Origin of the sequence: Ottowia thiooxydans (assembly GCF_040548795.1) — a bacterium.
Lineage (GTDB): Bacteria > Pseudomonadota > Gammaproteobacteria > Burkholderiales > Burkholderiaceae_C > Ottowia > Ottowia thiooxydans_A.
Window position 1 is genome coordinate 88,033 of record NZ_JBEPSH010000001.1, and the last position, 19,722, is coordinate 107,754.

Genomic DNA, 19,722 nt, shown 5'->3' on the forward strand with positions numbered 1-19,722 from the left:
ATCTCTTGCGTCAACGCGCCCCCGACACACCTACATTAGTTCCTGATACATAACTGGCCGCGGGCGATAGGAGCCACATCACGGTGTTGGCCACTTCAGCAGCGGTGCCGGGCCGTTTCATCGGTAGTTGCGGCCCCATTTGCGCTAGCCGCTCTCGCGAATGGATTTCCGTATCTATGACGCCAGGGGACACAGTGTTGACGCGTATTCCTTCGCCGGCCACTTCTTGCGCCAGGCCGAAGGTCAGCGCCTCCAGCGCACGCTTGCTCGCGGCGTAGTGCACATTGCGCCCGGCTGCTCCCAGTCGCGCGGCCGCTGAGGACATGTTCACGATGCTTCCGCCTTGTCCCCCGTGCATGGTCGACATGCGTCGCACGGCTTCTCCGGCGCACAAAAAGCTGCCGACGACATTGAGCGAAAAAATCTCCTGTAGGTCAGATGCAGAGATAGCATCTACACGGCCAATGAAGCCGCTCGTGCCGGCGTTGTTGACGAGTGCGGTCAAGGTACCCAGGTTATCGTCAGCCGCCTGAAACAGATCCGAGATCTGTTCGGCGTTGCCGATGTCTGCCTGAAACACCAAGGCCTTGCGGCCATGGCTGCGTACTTGTTCGGCTACCGCTTGCGCTTGTGTTTCGTCGCTTCGATAGTTGATGCAGACGTCGTAGCCGTCACGGGCTGCCATATCGCAGATCGCTGCACCAATACCCCGGCTGCCACCGGTCACCATGATGTAGCCGCGACCGGCTTGGTCCGAAGTTGCTTGCATTGGATCCGTTCCCTTCAAATTGAGTTCTGAGCGTAGGAGTCTCGATAGGTCAGCGTGCCTGCATCAGCTCCGGACTGCGCTTGGCTTGTCCCCTCCACAATTCGAGTTCGCTGTCTACACGTTCTGCCAGTTGAGCAGGGGTGCTTGCTTGAACCATCAATCCCTCGCTTGAAAGCTTCTGCAAGGAAGGGTCTGACAAGGCAGCCTGTGTGGCCTGAGAAAGGCGTTTGATTACGGAGGCGGGGGTACCTTTAGGCGCAAACACTGCGTTCCACGTCACCAGGTTCACATTGGACACACCGGCCTGCGCAAAGGTCCGGACGTCGGGAAGTCCGGCAAAAGGTTCTTTGGACAGCATGGCCACTGGTTTGAGCAAACCTTTCTTGAAGAAGGGCATCAAGACAGGAGGTTGCCCCATCACCAGGTTGGTGCGGCCTCCTATGGTGTCGGTAACCGCTGGCGCTCCGCCTTTGTAGGGAACATGAAGCAGCTCGATGCCTGCCCCTGATTGCAGCACGCTCACATAGAGTTGGAGGCCCGCTGTTGCAACGCTTACTCCTTTGGGGTTGGCCTTGGCCGCTGCGATCAACTCTTCCGGCGAAGATATTTTCTGATCCTTTCCGGCCGCAATCATCTGCGGCGAAGTCAGTATCAGGCTGACAGGCTCCAAGGCGGCCTTGGGGTCAATAGCGGGGAAGGGCCCGAAGACAAAGCTCTGGACTACTTGCCCCGTGGCGTAGAGCAGGGTGTAGCCATCTGGGTCGGCATCGGCCACCATCTTGTTGCCGATGTTGGTGGATGCGCCGGGCTTGTTTTCTATCAGCACCGTCTGCTTCAGTTCGCGCCGCATCAGCTCGGCGTACTGACGCGCCACCTGATCCGTGCTGCCACCGGGCGCGTAGGGAACGATCAACCTGATGGGGCGAGATGGATAGTCCGTCTCCGCGCCTGAGGCCAGGGCAGAAAAACCAACACAAAACACCCCAATGGCAACATTCAATGTGCGAATTTTAAGTCTCATGATGGTCTCCTTTTGATCAGCAAAATGGCCCGGAAATTGACTATGTCAGCATGGTCAGGGCGTCCAGGCCAGAGGGGCCAGGGCTTCTGGGTCAGTGACTACATCGATCACCACGGGCAGATCGCTCGCGAGCGCCTGCGCAAATGCCGCAGCGAACTCCGAGGGATGATTCACCCGGATTCCCACGGCTCCCATGGCCTGCGCAATGGCCGCAAAGTTCATGGGCCGGTAGTGGTAGATTTCTTCGTGATTGCCGTTGACTCCTTCATAGGCGCTCAGGATCGAGCGAGCTCCCTGTGCGAGGCAGTGGTTGTTGTTGACTACGGTAATGGTGTTGAGGCCCCTACGCAGCGCGGTCTCCAACTCAGGCAGGTGGTACATGAAGCCGCCATCACCCGTAAAACAGACCACTGTGGCATCAGGTGCTGCGAGCTTCGCACCGAGCGAGGCTGGAAACCCCCATCCCAAGGATCCGGCGGCACGCAGGTACCGCTGTCCTTCGTGGCGAAGCTCCACATAGGTTCCGGACCATTGAGACGAATAGCCTGTATCGGACACCAGGATGGTGTTTGGGGGCAGCACTTTGCTCAGTTCAGCGCAAAGCCGTTCAGGGCGAATCGGAACGGCATCACTTGTTCTCATCGGCGCAGCGGTGGTGTTCCAATCCCGCACAAAATCTTGAACCTTGGCCTTCCATTCAGGGCGCTCAACTGTTGCGCAGGCCTGGGTCAGCTGTTCGAGAATGGTCCGAACATCACCTGGAAGCCCCAGCGTTCCGGGGTAGTTCCGGCCGAGTTGCGCTTGATCCATGTCGATCTGGATAACGGGCACTCCTTGCTTGGGCAGTGTCCAGTTGTGGCTGATGTGGTCACCGACGATGCTGCCGGTAAAGATCACCAGATCTGCCGCACTCACGATCTGATTCGCGCAAGCGCGCGAATACGTGCCCGCGACGCCGCCGTTCAAAGGATGGGCTTCGGGCAAGACCGCCTTGGCGTCCAGTGAGGTCACTACGGGAATGGATGCGTTTTCAGCGAATTGGCGCAATGCCTTTTCTGCACGCATAAGGCATATGCCCTGGTCCGCCACGATCACTGGCCGCTCGGCCTTCGAAATCAGGTGAACGGCTTCTTCTATCAACCGTTGCTCGGCAGGAGGTCGAAAGCCGGGCAGGGTAGAGAAGGGCCGGTTGGCAGCCTGGTATCCATTCAGGGTTGCCGCAGCAATAGCGTCACCCGTGTGTCCCGCAATATCAACGTGTACGGGGCCTGACCTGCCGGTGACTGCTTCCCGGAATGCCTGATGAAGGACGTGCGGTAGTTGCTCAATGGTGTCCACGCGCATGCTGTTTTTGGTCGTGGAACGAAACAGCGGTTCATGGGGTAGCTCCTGGTATGCATTGCGATATTGCATGGGAGCGGGCTGTCGCCCCGTCAATGCCACGATAGGGGTCTGGGCAAAGAAGGGGTCTTGCAAACCCGCCGCCAGATTCGCGGCGCCCACGGACTGAGCCATGCAGACGCCGGGCTTGCCTTTGACTCGCGAATAACCGTCGGCCATATAGACTGCGGCGATTTCTGAATGCGCCAGGATGCGCTTGATTCCCAGTGCCTCCATCTCGACCAGCCCACGGCGGAGAATGGCATCCATGAAGAACACATGCTCTACGCCATGCGCCTGAAGCATCTGCGCAATGACGCGGCCACCCGTAATTGAACTCATATTTTTCCTTGTGTTTATGTCTGCTGACGAGCTTCGAAAGCTCCAGGTGCTTCCGCGAAAGGCGTCTCCAGTACCCCTGAGATACCCACGTTCACTGCAAAAAGCGCACCGGCCAGCGGTTGTTCCTGACGAACTTGTTCCGTCATGCCTTGGGTGGCGGTGGTGATGAACAGTGTGTCCAGGCGATCACCCCCGAAGGCGCATGAGGTGACGCTGGTCACCGGGAGTTGCACGGCCTTATCGAACCGCCCGTCCGGGGTGTAGCGAGCCACTCTGCCTGCATGAATCTCGGCGCTCCACAAGCACCCCTCAGCATCAATCGTCGCGCCATCCGGGCGACCGACATGGTCGGCCATCTCTAAAAAAGTGCGGGGGTTGTGCAGCACACCGTCGTCTAAATCGAAGTCAAAAGCGAGGATGCGTTTCGTGGGCGTGTCGGCAAAGTACATCGTCTTGCCATCCGGGCTCCACGCCAGCGAATTGGGAACTGTGATGCCCGAGAAATGGCCTCTTGCTTTCCCATCGCCCGAAACGGAATAGAGCGTGCCGGTTGGAATGCGGTCTCCGTCATTCATGCTGCCCACCCAGAAGCGCCCCTGTCTGTCACATTTGCCGTCATTCAGCCGGTTGTTCGGCAGCGTTGGCTCCGGGTCGAACCAAGATTGCAGTTGGCCAGATTCCAGGTCAAGAAAATACAGGCCGGACTTCAGGGCGAGCAATACCCGGCCTTGGTTGGTTTCACAGAAACTGCCCACCAGTTCGGGCAGCGGATAAGTTCGCACCGTACCGACGCCGGGCGTGTAGGCATACAGCGCGGGCTTGCGGACGTCGATCCAGAACAGCAGCTTGCGCGATGAAGACCATAGCGGGACTTCCCCCAGCGTGTCTCCACTTTCCACTACGACATGAACTTCAGTCATTTTTTTCCATCAAGATTCGAAGCGACTTCTTTCCACAGCACCTGCTCGCCTCGGATGTACTCGGCAAAATCACGCGTGTTCAGATAGGCCGCTTGCGCATCTGCGTTTCGCAGCGACGCCTGAACATCGGGTCTTGCAACGATTTCCTTGATGGCATCTGATACGCGTTTGATGATTTCCGCTGGCGTGCCTGCGGGGGCATGCAATCCAAACCATGAGGTCACAATGGCCCTTGGGTAGCCTTGTTCAGCCATGGTCGGAATGTTGGGCATATTGGGGTCACGCTTTTCCCCAAAAGTGGCCAACCCCTTCAACTTGCCTGACTTGATCAATGCAGTGACATTGGCCGAGGCCAGAACCGCCGTGGAGACACGCCCGCTCACGAGATCCGGAATGATGGGTGGCGCTCCCTTGTACTGAACGGACTCCATGGTGATGCCAGCCTGCTTGAGGAACAACTCGGCGGCCATGCGCTGAGTTGATCCTGTTCCCGGGCTTCCATAGTGCAAAGGCGTGGTCTGCTTGCGAGCAAATTCCACGTACTCGGCCAGAGTCTGGAATGGCGCGCTCCCGGGTATGGCCAGCACGTTGTCCGTCTGCGCGAATCGTGCCACCGGTATAAAGCTGTCGGGCTCCCAGCGTCTGCCTGTTTCCACGTATTGGTTGATGGCAAACCAGGGGCTGGTGACCAGAAGCGTGTAGCCGTCGGGCTTGGCCCTGGCGACCCAATCTGCTGCGATATTCGAGTTCGCGCCCGGCTTGGAGTCAGGAACAATCGGCTGGCCCAGGCTTTTGGACAACTCATTCAGGACAACTCTGGTGACGATGTCGCCAGCTCCTCCTGCCGGATAGGAATTGATGATGGTGATCGGCCTTTCCGGCCAGGACTGTGCCATGCCGGGCAATGAGCAAAGCGTGGCTAAACCCAGGCCACAAAACATCCGTCTGATACTCAGCATTTCTTGTCTCCTTCAACTCCACACTCAGGCTTCTTCAGAGCCTGATTCATGCGATGTGTGTGCTATGCAATACTGACCAGGAGCTGTTTTTTGACAGCACTTCGGTTTCAGTCGTCATCCGTGGTTGGTGCAGGGATGCCATGTCGCTTTTCTTCCAGCAAGCGCAACGCAAAGTCCTTTGATGCATTGATGATCGAAAGCGCTGCAGCTTCTGCTGACTGCGGATCCCGCTTCAACAGCGCCGCGCCAAGATCTTTCCAATGCCGGTTGGCGTCTTGCCGGCTCGCGTAGGAAGAGATGCCCATGTAGCAGTAATGCCAGAGCATCTTCTGGCGCAGATCGTCTATGAATGCGCGGGTGTATCTGTTGGGGATGAGCGCGTACATTTGCGAGCTGATTGCGTTGGTCATCTCTTTGTACTCACGCTCGTCGCAACCGGCGTCTGTCTGCGATATCAGCTCGTCAATTTCAGCCTCAATTTTCTTCAGAAGGGCCAGATCACCATTCAAGGCCACATGCTTGACGGTCAGACCGAACATGTCGGCTCGAGCTTCAAACAGTTCCTTGATTTCCTTGTTGGTGGGCTCTACGATGCGTACCCCTTTCCAAGGCAAGATCTCGATCAGGCCATCGCGCTCGAGTACACGAAAAGCTTCCCTCAGGGGAGCCCGGCTCGTACCCATCTTGAGCGCCAACTCCTGCTCCTTCAGCCGTTGCCCTGGTTGGTACACCCCTTTCAGGATGTCTTCTGTCAGCCTGCTAACGATCTGATCGGGAAGAGAAAGAAACTGCACTTGTTCCATGCTTACTGCTCCAATGGCTGTTTGATCTAAGCGGCCAACCCTCGGCCTTGCCGCCTCGCATAGGTGGGGCCGAATTCCCGAGTGGTCGCGAAAGCGGGGGGCAGGGGGCGGCAGTTGTCCAAGGTAAGCCACAGGCGAAACAGGTGGCGGCGACGCTCGGGCTCTTCGAAGTCCTGGTACTTGGTGCGCGAGTGCAGGATGGAATAGTTGTTTCCAAGCTGGATATCGCCGGGCTGCATACTGAAGGACAGTTGCAACGCAGGATCGGCGCACAGGCGATCGAAGATATCCAGGGCCTCGACCTGCAGAGGGGTCAGACGGGGAACCTCTGGAAACCTCTGAGCGGTTTCTATGTAGCGCCTTTTGTACAGCACATTCAAGCGACCCATGTATTCCGTGAAGATGGGAACGACCTGAACCTTGCTCTCGTTCACGTTCTGTGCGCGTGAATCGAAGTAGAACGGTTGCTGCAGGACAGCAGCAAGGTCTGGTCGTTCTTCCAGAATGGCATTGAACAGCGCGCTCGCGCTCACCAATTTGCTCACGCCGCCTTCTTTGGCAATGCGCTGGCAAAGGAGCATGAAAACATCGCCGCCGTCGTTGTGAAACTTCAACTCATCGTCGGTCTCATATCCGCGCGTGGTATCACTATTGGCGATGGTTTTGCCCGTGTTGGTGACGCTGTGAACCAGGCTGCCTGCCCGGTCTTGGGGTTCGGGGGTTCCCAGGTAGAGACTCATTCCCCAAATGATGCGCTTGCAGCTTTCAGCGCTGGTGGTGCTCAGATCCAATCCCCGCAATACCGCGAAGCCCCGACCACCTTCCAGCTCATGCTGAAGGCGCTTGAGTCGCTCGGCCAACTCCGTCAAGGGGAAGTCGTCCTTCGTGATCTCGAACAGAGGAACGTTGTTGCTCTCGCACCGTAGAACTGCTTGCGATATCTCACGCAGCTCCCCGGGTGTCAGCTGCTGGACCCAGTTTTCCGGACCGCCCAACTGCTCGCTCCGCCAGACATCAGGACTTTTCAGTTTCGTCGTTTGCATAGCCGGTCTCCTATTGATTCAGCTCGATTGCTGCATTCAAATATTGTCGACAATCTTAGTTTTGAACGATACTCGTAGAAACCCGATGATCTGGTGAGGGAGGGCCTGAGATGTAGCGATGCCTCCCGCGAGTAGGGCGGAACTACTTTTTGGGTTGCTCGGGCTGGCCGGTGGACGAGCGTGGAGATGCCAGGCTCAAGCCATGCATGACGCAAGGCGCTATTCGAAACGCTGCGTTCAAATCCGCATAACCAGCGAAATGGAGTCGGGATTGCCTGCACCCGCCACGTTGGGCGGTCTGGCCTGCCTGCCGCCTACGAATCGCTGGATTTGCGCTTGGGGCTGTCCCGCTTAGCCATCTCGGCGCGGGGCGCGCGCAAGCTTTCCGCATCCAGAATGAGGCGCCCCTGAATACGGCCTTTCATGCGTTTCACGCTGCTGGCGGCGTCTTGCATGTGGCGTCTCATGAGCGCGCGAACCTCCTCTACGTCGCGGGCCCGTGCTGCTTTCACGATCTCGCGATGGATCTGCGCGTTGGCTTCGCCGAACCTGCGGTGCTCCGCTTGTGATGTGCGATTGCTATACACAATAAGTTGACGAATCATCTCATTGATCAGCTCACAGACGAAGCGCAGAAACGGATTGGGATTGGCCGCAGCCAGGATGTCGTGAAAGTTCACGTCTTCGCGTCGCTGGCTTAGCAAGTCGTCGTGACTTTGAGTAGGGTCGCAGCAGCTGATGCTGTGTTCCAGCGCTTCGAAATCGGCGTCGGTCAAATGAGGCACCGCACCTGCCGCCAGTTCAGGCTCCAGTTGTTGCCTCACGGCATAGATGTCGTCGATCGTCACTTCCTGGAAGAACAGGTAGTTCTGCATGAACTGCAAGGTGCGATCCAGCGGTACCTCGACGATGGTGCCGCCACCCGATGGGCCGGTAGATATCGTGACCAGCCCTTGAACTTCCAGTGACTTGAGCGCTTCGCGAATGGTGCCTTTACTTACCAGAAACTGAGTCTGGAGTTCGCTCTCCCGGGGTAGTCGATCACCCGGGCTGAGATTTTTTTCCGCAATCAATCGCTTGATTTCCCGTGCGACGAGGTCGGGGCGTTTAAGTTGTTTGATCGCCGCAGGAACGGTCTTCCGTGTTGCCATTGTTCTATCGTATGGAACTTGTTGCAGTGCGCTTTTGGTGCAGTATGCACCTCGCCGGGGCACGCACCGCATGCCATAGGGTTTGTCCGCATCATATTTATTCTATTTGTCACTATAAATATGAATTTAGGAGCCCAGCGACATGCAGATGAGTTTGGCATGCATTGTGCTCCGAATAAAGAAGGCCCTCGTGCCTCAACTAACCCAGGAGTCACCACATGCAACGTCGTCAGTTTCTGCACATGTCCGCGCTCAGCGCACTGCCAGCATCCATGGGCCTCGCGCACAGCGCTTTTGCGCAAGGCAACAACGCCATCCAATTCGGATGCCCGGTACCCATGTCTGGCGCGTTCGCCGCTAACGGCAAGTTTGCTGACCTGGGCATGAAGCTGGCGATTGAGCAGTACGGCAAAGTGTTGAATCGTCCGTTGGCCTATACGTTGCTGGACACTGAAGGCAAACCTGCAACTGCTATTCGCAAGGTGCAAGATGCATCGCAGCAAGGCGCACGCTTCTTTGCAGGCGGTATCTTGTCGTCAGAGGCCCTGGCCATGGGCAAGGAAGCGGAGAAGACCGGCGGCGTGTTCATTACCACCGCAGGCGCCGACGAAATTACCGGCAAGGACTGCAACAGCGCGACCTTCCGCTGGTCTGTTCCGACGTTCGGTGCTATTGAGCAAACGGTTCGTCCGCTCATTGAGGCCAATCCAAAGGCCAAACGCTGGTACACCATCACGCCGCAGTACGTGTTTGGTGATGGCCTGTTGACTGCAGCCAAGAACATCTTCAAGGAAAAGGGTGTCGAGCATGTGGGCAATAGCTACCACTCGTTGACGGAAAAAGAATTCAGCGGCTATCTGACCAATGCAGTCGCAGCCAAACCAGACGTTCTGCTGATCCTGAACTTTGGTCAGCAATGTTCCGATACGCTGCGCCAGGCGGTGAGCTTTGGCCTGAACAAGAACTGCATCATCCTGGTGGCATGGGCTTCCGGTTTGGAGCAGTTCGAGTCTCTGGGAGCCGATCTGTGTGACGGTCTTTACTTTGGCGCGCAATACTGGCACACGGTGGATTCGACGCTGAACAAGGATCTGGTCAAGCGTTGCAACGACAAGTTGAAATACAACCCCAACTACAGCTTGGCAGGCTCCTATATCTGCACCAAGCTGATGATCGACGGCATCATCAAAGCGGGTTCTGCGGACCCGAAGGCAGTGATCGCCGCCATGGAAGGTATGAAGTATGCCGGCCTCACGGGTGACGAAGAGATTCGCAAGGCGGACCACCAGGTTCTCAAGAACTATTACCTGCTCAAGGGTAAGGGCAAGGCCAAGATGAAAAACAAGGACGATTACGCGGACGTCGTGAGTTCCGGTAAATCGTTCCTTTCAGCGGCGGATGCCGGCTGCAAGATGACCTGAAGAGGCTCGACTTTTACTCACCTTGTGCGCGAGGCGCCTTCCCCAAGGGAGGGTGCCGGTTGCATGCCTCCCGTTTGACGTCTCGGATCTCCCATGAGCATCTATTTGCTGCAGATCATTAACGGCATTGGTATCGGAATGCTGTATTTCTTGCTGGCGGTGGGCTTGTCCATCGTTTTCGGCCTTTTGCGTTTTGTGAACTTCGCGCACGGTACGTTCTACCTTGTAGGGGCGTACTTTTGTTATCAGCTGAACCGATGGGGAATGAGCTTCTGGCTCACTCTGCTGGTCGTTCCGTTGGCAGTGGGCGCGATTGGGTGGCTGACGGAGAAGTTGTTGCTTCGGCATGTCTATGCCAAGGCGCACGAGTTTCACATTCTGGTGACTGTGGGCTTTGCTCTGGTGGTGCAAGAGATTGTGATCATCATCTGGGGGCCGCTTGGCGATAGTGTGGCTACGCCTGATCTGCTCAGCGGCGTGGTGATGTGGGGCAGCTTTGTCTACCCTAAATACCGGCTGTTCGTGATCGGTTTTACAGCGGTGCTCGCGGTCGCCATCTGGTGGATTCTGGAAGGCACGCGCCTTGGGGGCATGGTGCGCGCCGGTAGCGAATCCACAGAAATGGTGTCCTTACTCGGCATCAACGTGTTCGGCATTTTCAGCCTGGTGTTTGGCCTGGGTGTGGGACTGGCTGCACTGGCTGGGGTCTTGGCCGCGCCCATACGCGGCGTGAGTCCTTTCATGGGCGTTGAAGCGCTAGCCGTCGCCTTCGTGGTGGTGGTCGTGGGCGGCCTGGGGAGTTTCAGTGGCGCTCTGGTAGGTGGCTTGTTGATAGGCATCGTCCAGAGCCTGATGAGCACCATCTGGCCAGAGGGTGCGAGCTTGATGATCTATATCGCCATGGGAGCTGTCTTGCTGCTGCGTCCCAATGGTTTACTCGGCCGTGCGGTGTGAAGGAAAAGATGATGTTCAAGCATATTCAATTCCTCGTGGCCGCAGTGATTGTGCTCGCGATGCCGCTTTTCATGAAGTCGGGTTCACTGGCCAGTGAGGTTCTGATCTTCGGCCTTGCGGCCATGGGTTGCAACTTGCTGCTGGGCTATACCGGCTTGTTGTCATTTGGTCAGGGAATCTTCTTTGGTTTGGGTAGCTACACGCTGGGTATCGTGCTCACGAGGTTGCCCATACCGATTCCTCTGGCCTTGGCAAGCGCCGTAATCATGGGCGCGGCAGGTGCAGCCATCGTCGGCTGGGTGGCGATCCGCCAGAAGGGCACTTACTTCGTCATGTTGACGCTGGCTTTTTCCCAGATGTTTTACTTTCTGGCCTACACCGCCACCGGTCTGACCGGCGGAGACAACGGCCTGATGGACATTCCGCGTCATTCGCTCACTGTGGGTGGTCAAACGATTGTGCCTTTGGCGACACCTTGGCAGTACTACACCTTTGTGGCGGTGGTGTTCATGGTGGTCTATTTCCTTTTGCAGCGCGTTTGCGATTCTGTCTTTGGGCGCACGCTCCTTGCGGTGCGAGACAACGAAGAGCGTGCAGCCGCAGTAGGCTACAACTTGCGTCTGCTCAAGTTGCAAGCCTTTGTGATCTCCGGCGCCGTGACGGGGCTGGCGGGGGCCTTGCACTCGCTCATGACGGGTATTGCGCCGCTATCGAACGTGGAGTTCCACACCAGTGAAATGATCTTGGTGATGACGGTGATTGGCGGTACTGGAAATTTGCTGGCATCGCTACTGGGTGCCGCGTTCTATGTGCTGCTGGGCGACTGGCTATCGACTCTCTGGCCGCGTTGGCTCTTGCTTCTGGGCGTGGTGCTGATGGTCGTAAGCCTGGGCATGCAAGGTGGCCTGTGGGGGCTGTGCCAGAAGTTGATTCAACTGGTGCGTGGTGGAAAAAGTGTTGAAAAAGAGAGCACTACCGACGCTGAGCCCAGTCGCTCTGGTGTCAAAGCTGATGGAGGCCACGCATGACCAAGGCATCTGTACCCGGCAATATCTTGCTGGAAGCCGTAGGGGTTGAGAAGCATTACGACAAGTTTGTCGCCCTTGGCGGCGTAGACATCAAGGTGCGCGCCAATACGGTCCATTCTGTGATTGGTCCCAACGGTGCCGGTAAGACCACTTTGTTCCACATGCTCACCGGAACCAAGACTGTGAGTGGCGGACGGATCATCTTTGATGGTCACGATGTCACGCGTGAGCCGGACTATGTGCGAGTTCGGCGTGGCATGGCGCGTTCATTCCAGGTTACCAGCCTGTTTCTCACACTGCCCGTTCGCGAGAACTTGCGTCTGGCCGCTCAGGGTGTGGCGCCAGCCGTTGCGCTTAACCCCTGGAAGCCGCCCACCGGCGCTTTGGCTTGTTCCGAGACAGTCGACAAGGTTCTGGGCACGTTAGGGCTGCAGGCGTATGCAGACACTCCGGCGGGCAACCTTTCCCACGGGCAGCAGAGACGCCTGGAGGTAGGTATGGCACTGGCGGCGAAACCCAAAGCCATCTTTCTGGACGAGCCCACTTCAGGTATGGGCATCGACGATCTCGAAGACATGAAGCAGTTGATTCGCAGTCTCAAGGATGAGCAGACCGTGGTACTGATTGAACACAACATGAACATCGTCATGGACATCTCGGACACCATCACGGTCATGCAGCAAGGCCGTGTGCTGGCTGAGGGCTTGCCTGATCAAATCCGCAATGACGACAGAGTACGCAAAGCGTATCTGGGCAACATGATCACCGGAGGTAAAGCATGAATGGTGCAAGCGCTCCTACTCTTCTTGAAGTTGAGCAAGTCCACGCGCATTACGGCAAGAGCCATGTGCTGCAAGGTGTCAACTTGCGCGTTGCCGACGGTGAACTCGTGACGCTGCTCGGCCGTAACGGAGCAGGTAAGACAACCACACTCAAGACTATTGCGGGGGTCATTCAGCCTACTCAGGGACAGATCAGATTTGGCACTGAAATCGTCAGCAAACTGGCTACGCACCAAGTGGCGCAGCGGGGAGTTTGCCTGGTGCCGGAACACCGGGGGGTTTTCAAGCTGCTTACGGTGGAAGAAAACCTGATGCTGGGCCAGCGAAAGCAGTCCAAGTGGCAACTTGACGATGTTTATCAGATCTTTCCCCGGTTGAAGGAGCGACGCTCGAATGGGGGCGGTCAGCTCTCAGGTGGCGAACAGCAAATGCTGGCGATTGGCCGCGCCTTGATGAACGCGCCGCGTCTGCTGATGCTGGACGAACCTGTGGAGGGCCTTGCGCCGGTGATCGTTGAAGAGATCGTGGCTCAGCTCAAGGTGATCAAAGCCGCAGGCGTGTCCATCATTCTGGTGGAGCAAAACCTGGAGGTTTGCACCCAACTGGCAGACCGCCATTACATCGTCGAGCAGGGCGCCATTGTGTATGAGGGCTCCAATGCCGATTTTCTGGCGGACGAAGCCATCAAGGACCGTTACCTGGGCGTTGGCATGGCCTGAGAGCCAATCTATTGAAGAAGTGAAACATTGACATGAATACCAGCACCATCGCTCCTACTAACCAGAATACGCAGGATACCCGGGCACTGCGTGTCAGCGGATCTCGTCTCTGGCAATCTCTTATGGATCTGGCAAAGATTGGCGGCACCCCCAAGGGCGGGGTTTGTCGGCTGGCATTGACAGAGCTTGATGGCCAGGGACGTGATCTGTTTTCCAAATGGGCGCTGGACGCTGGGTGCACCATCAGGGTCGACGCCATTGGCAATATTTTTGCCCGCAGAGCAGGGGCAGACGATACGCTACCCCCGGTGATGACGGGTAGCCATATTGACACTCAGCCCACCGGTGGAAAGTTTGACGGGAACTACGGTGTTCTGGCAGGCATTGAAGTGATGCGCACGTTGAACGACGCGGGCATCCGCACCCGCGCTCCGTTGGAAGTGGTGGTGTGGACCAACGAAGAAGGATCACGCTTCGTGCCCGTCATGATGGGCTCCGGTGTGTTCGTGGGAGCGTTCACGTTGGAGCATGCGCTGGGGCAGCAAGATGCTGAAGGTGTCTGTGTTCGCGATGCCCTCAAGCAGATTGGCTATGCGGGCGAGGGCGATGCTGCCCACCCCGTGGGCGCGTATTTTGAGGCCCATATTGAGCAGGGTCCCGTACTCGAGAACCACGAGAAGGTGGTTGGTGTCGTGCAGGCGGCACTCGGTCAGCGCTGGTATGACGTGACGGTGCAGGGCATGGAAGCCCATGCGGGTCCCACACCCATGGAGCTGCGCAAGGATGCGCTCCTGGCCTCCAGCACACTGATTGCAGAGGTCAACCGCATCGCGCTGGATCGCAAGCCCCATGCGCGCGGTACGGTGGGTTTCCTGGAAGTGTTTCCCAATTCACGCAACGTCATTCCGGGACGTGTGAAGTTCAGTGTGGACTTGCGAGCCCCTGACGACGCTCAGCTTACTGACATGGATGCTGATATTCGTGCAGCCTGTGAGCGCATCGCGAAAGAGAGCGGAACATCGATCAACATCGAGCAAGTCGTTTACTTTCCACCGCAGCCTTTCGCACCCAGCCTGGTGGAGGCTGTGCGCAGAAACGCCCAGGACATGGGTTACAGCACGATGGATTGCGTGAGCGGCGCCGGCCATGACGCGGTCTATGTCGCACGAGTGGCACCAGCAGCCATGATTTTTGTGCCTTGTGCGGATGGCATCAGCCACAACGAAATAGAAGACGCCGAGCCAGAACATCTGGAGGCAGGTTGCAACGTGCTCTTGCGTGCAATGCTCGATAGCGCTGGAATTGCCCAATGAGTTCGAAGAAATTTCTTATTGCGCGACTGAACCACGAGACCAACACCTTTTCTCCGGTTCCGACTCCGATAGAAGCTTTCGCGCCTGTCTACGGCGGGCAAGCGTACCAGGCCAACAAAGGCATGAGGACCGCCATGTCGGCCTTCATCGACCTCGCTGAGGCTGAAGGGGCGGAGATCGTATCGCCGGTCTCGGCTATGGCGAATCCCAGTGGCCCTGTGCATGCTGCTGCCTACGATGAGCTGACGCGCCGCATCGTCGAAGCGGTTCCCGGCTGCGATGCCATCTTGCTCGATCTGCATGGGGCGATGGTGGCAGAGAACAGTTCCGATGGTGAAGGCGATTTGCTTGCGCGTGTTCGCGCGGCCGCGCCAGGTGTGCCTATTGGTGTGGCCCTGGATTTGCACGGCAACATCACACCGAAGATGATTGCCAACGCCGACGTCATGGTGGGTTTCAAGACCTATCCTCACGTTGATATGTATGAGACGGGTGAGCAGGCTGGACGCCTGTTGCTTGAAATGTGGCGGGGCGCTGCCGCGTATCAGGTGGTGTGGAAGTCCTTGCCCTTGATGAGTCACACTTTGCGCAGTACCACGCTGAGTGGGCATATGCGCGAAGCAGTAGAGCTTGCGCGAGAGATGGAACGCGGGGGTGTACCCGCGGTTTCGGTATTTAGTGGCTTTTCACTAGCCGATATCGAGGCGCCCTGCGTGAGCGTGGTGGCTACTTGCAGTCAAGGCGAAGTGGCAGCAGGTAAAGAGGCTGTTCAAGCCCTGGCTGGGAAAATCTGGGAGCGCCGCACAGACTACATCTACCAAAGTGAGCCGCTGTCTGATTCCCTGCTACGCGCGCAATCCCTTGCGAAGGACGCCACCCAGCCTGTGTTGTTGCTGGACCATGGAGATAACTGTATGTCTGGCGGAACCTGCGACACCATGGATGTGTTGCAGGCCGCGCTGGAGCTGGGGCTATCCGGGATGGCGGTGGGGCCTTTGTGTGACCCGGAAGCGGTGGCCATGCTCACGGCTGCAGGCGTCGGCGCGGAACTGGAGATCGAACTCGGTAACAAGGTTTCGCTTGAGCACATTGGATTGCACAAGAAGCCACTGCGCTTACGCGGTACTGTGCGAGCAGTGAGTGACGGTAGCTACACCGTGACCGGCCCCATCTACACGGGTCAGCGCTGCCAAATGGGTCGAGCGGTGTGCTTCGACATCGGGGCTGCGCAGATTGTTGTGACCGAGCAGACGCACGAACCATGGGACCTTGGTGTGTTCCATTGCGTGGGCATCGATCCCACGCGGTTCCGCTACCTCTTGCTCAAATCGCGCATGTACTGCCGCCCCGTGTTTGTGCCACTTTCGGCGGGGTTAGTGGAGTGTGACAGCCCAGGCGTGACCACGTCTGACTACACCCGCTTCACCTTTGATCACGTGAGCCGCCCGGTATTTCCTTTGGACAGCATTTAAGGCGTTCACGCTTTGATCAGACGGGCTTCTTCCGGGGTCGCCGTGGCCTCTTGGCTACAGTGTGCAGGTCTCAATTAAGCCCATATTTTCTTTAAGCATTTCATACGCTCTTTGCACATCCGCAGGAGGCTTGCTACGAATCCACAGGTAGTAAGTGATATTTTGGGGGGGTGGAAGGCCATCATTGGAGCCCCGCACACACCTGTCGGGCGCGGCATTTCTATGCGCTTGCGCATGTTCGACCGCAGGGTGTCACTTAAGCGTTCCTAATGAGTATTGCATCATTTCTAATTTGTCGCACCTTTTCTTTAACAGTAAAGTGACTCAACATTTACCGGGTTAAGAGGAGTTTGCTTCATGATGCAAAGTGACTTGCAGGAATCTGGCGTTCATCAATCCATTAGCCGGATGAAGGGGCACTTAAGCAGACAAGGCTTGACCCGTGAGAGCCTCGCAGACGTCCTCGCATGCCTGGTAGAACTTGCTTCACACAAGGACTGGTGGACCCAATCCCGCTATGCAGAACCAGAGGCGGGAGAGAATCAAGCGAGATATCTGATCAGTGAAGATGCTGATCGGGGGTTTGCCCTCTACTTGAATGTCATGTTGCCGGGTAAGAAAATTGTTCCGCACAATCACACGACCTGGGCTTGCATCGCTTCCGTCGAGGGCATCGAATACAACTATGTATACGATCGAATCGATGATGCCAGTGTGCAAGGCAAGGGCGAAGTCAGGCAACGGGAGCTGGTGATTGTTGAACCTGGAGCAGGCATCGCGCTGATGCCTGATGACATCCATGCCGTTCAGATTCAGGGGGAGCGAGCTATTCGCCACCTGCACATGTACGGAAAAGCCCTGGAGATTCTGGACGAGCGTATTGCCTTCGATACAGATTCAGGCACCTACAAGGTCATGCCGATCGGCGTCACCTCCAGGCGCGTCTGAAGTGCGTCAACAAGGCAACCGCAAACGCGTCAAACACCTTATGCATGCCGGGCGAGCCTTGCGCGGCTGGGGTAACCCCCAGTCCCCTCTGGTCGCGCCTTTGTTTCCAATGTGGTGGCCGAATGGCGTCACGTGTGCCTTTGCTCCGGCAACGAACCGTTGATGTCCTGCACGGCCAGAAGCCTCGTAGCGGCGCGAAAACTATTTACTCCCGCTGGAAGACGATAGATCCTCTTGGTTCGAAACTTGTATAAGGAGCTTTCATGATCAGACTTTTTGCATCAGCATCCCTCGCAGCGCTGACGCTCTTGGCTTCAACATCGGCAATGGCCGGCAAGGTCATGGACAAGATCAACGAGCGAGGCCAGCTTGCCGCCTGTATCAAGCTCGACTATCGACCATTTGGCTACCGTGCTCCCAATGGCGACCAGGTAGGACTGGAACACGATTTGGTCGCGGATCTGGCGAAGCGACTCGGACAGAAGTTCAACAAGCCCATCACGGTCGAGAAAATCTCCGTGATTGCGGCCAATCGCGTTCAGTTCGTGCAACAAGGCAAATGTGATGTGCTTATAGGAACAATGACCGACAACGCTGAGCGCAGGAAGGTCATCAATATTGTTCAGCCAAACTATTACTCATCAGGCATCACGGTGATTGCACGGAAATCCACTCCGATCAAGACCTGGGACGATATCCGAGGAAAAAAGCTGTGCGTCAGCCAGGGCGCCTTCTGGAACAAGGAATATCAACGCCGCTACGATCTTGATTTGCAAGCTTTCGCAGGAATAGCCGAAGCGGGCCAAGCGTTGCAGGACGGTCGTTGCATCGGCAATCTGACAGACGACGCTCTCGCGGCTTCTCGCCTCCTGGACACCGCAACCTGGGGAGATTTCGAGATCAAACTGCCGGTTCAAGACCGTGAGCCTTGGGGGGTTGCCACTCAATACGGCGACGACGAGTTTGCTGGCTTTCTTTCCTCCGCGGTCACTGCCTGGCACCGGGAAGGCACCCTGATCGCCCTGGAGAAGAAATGGGAGCTGCAGCCCACTGCCTTCGTTAAGGAAATGCAGGAAAAGTACAAGAACGCCAAGTAAGAAGTCCGAAATCTTTCGGTCAAATCTTTCGGTCAATCCGAATGGAACTTCTTGCCTCAATTCAGCGGTGGTTCTTGCGCCTGTACGAGACCACCGGGGTCAACCTGACCATCTTCTACGACTCATGGGATGGTGCTCGCTATGTGGAAGGCATTGGCTACACGCTGATGCTCGCCACGCTCTCAATTCTGATTTCGCTCGTGCTGGGCATCATCGGGGCTGGGATGCAGATGTCACGGTGGCGCGCAGTTCGGGCGGTGGTGTATACCTACGTTCAGATTTTTCGCAACACGCCTCCTCTGGCGCAACTGTATTTCCTCTACTTCGGAATAGGTTCTTTGATGCCTCGGGTTGTCAATACCTCCGGAGTAGCGGAGCCAATGTTCAACAACATACATTGGGCCATCATCTCCCTGTCCTTGTTCGCGGGGGCGTTCAATGTGGAGATATTTCGATCCGGCATAGAGGCCGTACCGCACTCTACGGTGGAGGCCACCAAGTCGCTTGGATATAGCCGGATCGCTGCCTATCGCCATGTGATTTTCCCCCTGGCCTTGCGTATTTGCCTTCCATCGCTGGGAAACAATCTCGTGAACCTGGTCAAGACCACTTCTATTGCGTATGCGATCGCCGTCCCAGAGGTTTTATACGTTGCCAATCAAATCTGGACGGACAACCTGAATGTCACGGAGATGATGAACGTGGTGCTCGTCACTTACCTCACATTGGTTGGCTTCTTCGTCTTACTTTTCAAACGGTGGGAACGTTGGCTGCGCATACCGGGGCACTCTGTATGACAGGATCAAGCTCCACTCCAGGTGCTGGTTCCGGTCAGCGCTGTGCCCTGCTGATAGCAGTGTCCTTTCTATTGGTCGGTGGCTCTGTTTTTGCACAGACACAAGCGATAGACCCGTCGCGCCCCAGCGTATTTAGCGTCATGTGGAAGTGGACGCCAATGCTCTTTGATGGCTTTCTGCTGAACCTGCTCATGAGTGCACTTGCCATGATTGGCGGCACCATAGTGGGTGTCTTCGTGGGGCTTGCGCAGGTCTCCCTGCTGGGCCCTGTGAGACGTTCTGCGAGCCTGTTGACCCAAATTCTGCGCAATGCGCCCTGGTTGGTGGCGATCTTCTATGCTATGTACATGCTTCCTTACGAGGTGCATGTAGGCGGCGTACTCATCAAGATTCCTGATTGGCTGAAGGCCACGTTGGGCTTTTCGCTGCCAGTGATCGCCAACGTGTCGGAAATAGTGCGTGGAGGCATTTCATCGATCCCCGTTCAGCAGTGGGAGGCGGCCCGCTCATTGGCCTTCACTCGCCGTCAGACACTCTGGATGATCGTCCTTCCTCAGTGCGCCAAACGCATGCTTCCGCCGTGGATGAACCTCTATTCGATCTTGACCATGGCTACTGTTCTCGCCAACGTGGTGGGGGTTTCCGAAGCTATGACGATGACTCGCGAAATCCTGGCATCGGAGCGGCGCTCGGACCTCTTGCTTCCAATGTACGGATACATCCTGGTCTGGTTTTTTATCTATATCTTCCCGATCAGCCGGCTCACGCTATGGCTTGAACGCAAGTGGGCTTTTAAGGAATAA

At 56.8% G+C, this 19,722-nt stretch carries 19 protein-coding genes; 11 read left to right on the plus strand and 8 right to left on the minus strand.

The features are described 5' to 3' along the window. Nucleotides 1-10 precede the first annotated feature (10 nt). The 8 genes from ABIE13_RS00430 to ABIE13_RS00465 all read right to left on the minus strand — a co-directional run bounded on the left by ABIE13_RS00430 (nucleotide 11) and on the right by ABIE13_RS00465 (nucleotide 8,388). Complete coding sequence (locus tag ABIE13_RS00430; protein WP_354440187.1) at nucleotides 11-769, minus strand: SDR family oxidoreductase; 759 nt, start codon at nucleotides 767-769, stop codon at nucleotides 11-13. 49 nt (nucleotides 770-818) lie between these two features. Then, on the minus strand, nucleotides 819-1,790 hold the full coding sequence (locus tag ABIE13_RS00435; protein ID WP_354440189.1) for a Bug family tripartite tricarboxylate transporter substrate binding protein: 972 nt from the start codon (nucleotides 1,788-1,790) through the stop codon (nucleotides 819-821). Nucleotides 1,791-1,844: 54 nt separating this feature from the next. Further along, a complete protein-coding gene (locus ABIE13_RS00440) occupies nucleotides 1,845-3,512 on the minus strand; it encodes a thiamine pyrophosphate-binding protein (protein ID WP_354440191.1) in 1,668 nt (555 codons plus the stop codon). A gap of 14 nt (nucleotides 3,513-3,526) precedes the next feature. Next, nucleotides 3,527-4,432: an SMP-30/gluconolactonase/LRE family protein gene (locus ABIE13_RS00445; protein WP_354440193.1), complete on the minus strand. Its 906-nt coding sequence runs from the start codon at nucleotides 4,430-4,432 to the stop codon at nucleotides 3,527-3,529. Further along, nucleotides 4,429-5,391 (minus strand): Bug family tripartite tricarboxylate transporter substrate binding protein, encoded by a 963-nt coding sequence (locus ABIE13_RS00450; RefSeq protein ID WP_354440195.1) that lies wholly within the window; start codon nucleotides 5,389-5,391, stop codon nucleotides 4,429-4,431. Before ABIE13_RS00450 ends, ABIE13_RS00445 begins: the two co-directional genes overlap by 4 nt. A gap of 107 nt (nucleotides 5,392-5,498) precedes the next feature. Further along, nucleotides 5,499-6,194 carry a GntR family transcriptional regulator gene (locus tag ABIE13_RS00455; RefSeq protein ID WP_354440197.1) on the minus strand — a complete coding sequence of 232 codons (696 nt, stop codon included), beginning with the start codon at nucleotides 6,192-6,194 and terminating at the stop codon, nucleotides 5,499-5,501. A gap of 26 nt (nucleotides 6,195-6,220) precedes the next feature. Then, nucleotides 6,221-7,237, minus strand: a complete 1,017-nt coding sequence (locus ABIE13_RS00460; protein ID WP_354440199.1) for a TauD/TfdA family dioxygenase — start codon at nucleotides 7,235-7,237, stop codon at nucleotides 6,221-6,223. Nucleotides 7,238-7,551: 314 nt separating this feature from the next. After that, complete coding sequence (locus ABIE13_RS00465; protein WP_354440200.1) at nucleotides 7,552-8,388, minus strand: FadR/GntR family transcriptional regulator; 837 nt, start codon at nucleotides 8,386-8,388, stop codon at nucleotides 7,552-7,554. A gap of 218 nt (nucleotides 8,389-8,606) precedes the next feature. Between ABIE13_RS00465 and ABIE13_RS00470 the strand changes: the two genes are divergently transcribed. The 11 genes from ABIE13_RS00470 to ABIE13_RS00520 all read left to right on the plus strand — a co-directional run bounded on the left by ABIE13_RS00470 (nucleotide 8,607) and on the right by ABIE13_RS00520 (nucleotide 19,722). Beyond that, nucleotides 8,607-9,809, plus strand: coding sequence for an ABC transporter substrate-binding protein (locus ABIE13_RS00470; RefSeq protein ID WP_354440202.1), 1,203 nt, complete (start codon nucleotides 8,607-8,609; stop codon nucleotides 9,807-9,809). Between the two features lie 93 nt (nucleotides 9,810-9,902). Next, nucleotides 9,903-10,763 carry a branched-chain amino acid ABC transporter permease gene (locus ABIE13_RS00475; RefSeq protein WP_354440204.1) on the plus strand — a complete coding sequence of 287 codons (861 nt, stop codon included), beginning with the start codon at nucleotides 9,903-9,905 and terminating at the stop codon, nucleotides 10,761-10,763. Nucleotides 10,764-10,774: 11 nt separating this feature from the next. Further along, nucleotides 10,775-11,791, plus strand: coding sequence for a branched-chain amino acid ABC transporter permease (locus ABIE13_RS00480; RefSeq protein ID WP_354441208.1), 1,017 nt, complete (start codon nucleotides 10,775-10,777; stop codon nucleotides 11,789-11,791). After that, nucleotides 11,788-12,573: an ABC transporter ATP-binding protein gene (locus tag ABIE13_RS00485; protein WP_354440206.1), complete on the plus strand. Its 786-nt coding sequence runs from the start codon at nucleotides 11,788-11,790 to the stop codon at nucleotides 12,571-12,573. The genes ABIE13_RS00480 and ABIE13_RS00485 overlap by 4 nt, the downstream gene beginning before the upstream one ends. Beyond that, a complete protein-coding gene (locus tag ABIE13_RS00490) occupies nucleotides 12,570-13,292 on the plus strand; it encodes an ABC transporter ATP-binding protein (protein WP_354440207.1) in 723 nt (240 codons plus the stop codon). Before ABIE13_RS00485 ends, ABIE13_RS00490 begins: the two co-directional genes overlap by 4 nt. Before the next feature lie 32 nt (nucleotides 13,293-13,324). Then, the gene (locus tag ABIE13_RS00495; RefSeq protein ID WP_354440209.1) at nucleotides 13,325-14,605 is read left to right on the plus strand and encodes a Zn-dependent hydrolase; all 1,281 of its coding nucleotides are present in this window, start codon (nucleotides 13,325-13,327) and stop codon (nucleotides 14,603-14,605) included. Next, nucleotides 14,602-16,077, plus strand: coding sequence for a M81 family metallopeptidase (locus ABIE13_RS00500; RefSeq protein WP_354440211.1), 1,476 nt, complete (start codon nucleotides 14,602-14,604; stop codon nucleotides 16,075-16,077). The genes ABIE13_RS00495 and ABIE13_RS00500 overlap by 4 nt, the downstream gene beginning before the upstream one ends. Nucleotides 16,078-16,485: 408 nt before the next feature. Beyond that, nucleotides 16,486-17,025 carry a hypothetical protein gene (locus tag ABIE13_RS00505; RefSeq protein ID WP_354441210.1) on the plus strand — a complete coding sequence of 180 codons (540 nt, stop codon included), beginning with the start codon at nucleotides 16,486-16,488 and terminating at the stop codon, nucleotides 17,023-17,025. Nucleotides 17,026-17,288: 263 nt separating this feature from the next. After that, entirely contained in the window at nucleotides 17,289-18,122 is an 834-nt protein-coding gene (locus ABIE13_RS00510) for a transporter substrate-binding domain-containing protein (RefSeq protein WP_354440212.1), read from the plus strand. A gap of 41 nt (nucleotides 18,123-18,163) precedes the next feature. Continuing rightward, complete coding sequence (locus ABIE13_RS00515) at nucleotides 18,164-18,919, plus strand: amino acid ABC transporter permease (RefSeq protein ID WP_354440213.1); 756 nt, start codon at nucleotides 18,164-18,166, stop codon at nucleotides 18,917-18,919. Continuing rightward, nucleotides 18,916-19,722 carry an amino acid ABC transporter permease gene (locus ABIE13_RS00520; RefSeq protein ID WP_354440215.1) on the plus strand — a complete coding sequence of 269 codons (807 nt, stop codon included), beginning with the start codon at nucleotides 18,916-18,918 and terminating at the stop codon, nucleotides 19,720-19,722. The genes ABIE13_RS00515 and ABIE13_RS00520 overlap by 4 nt, the downstream gene beginning before the upstream one ends.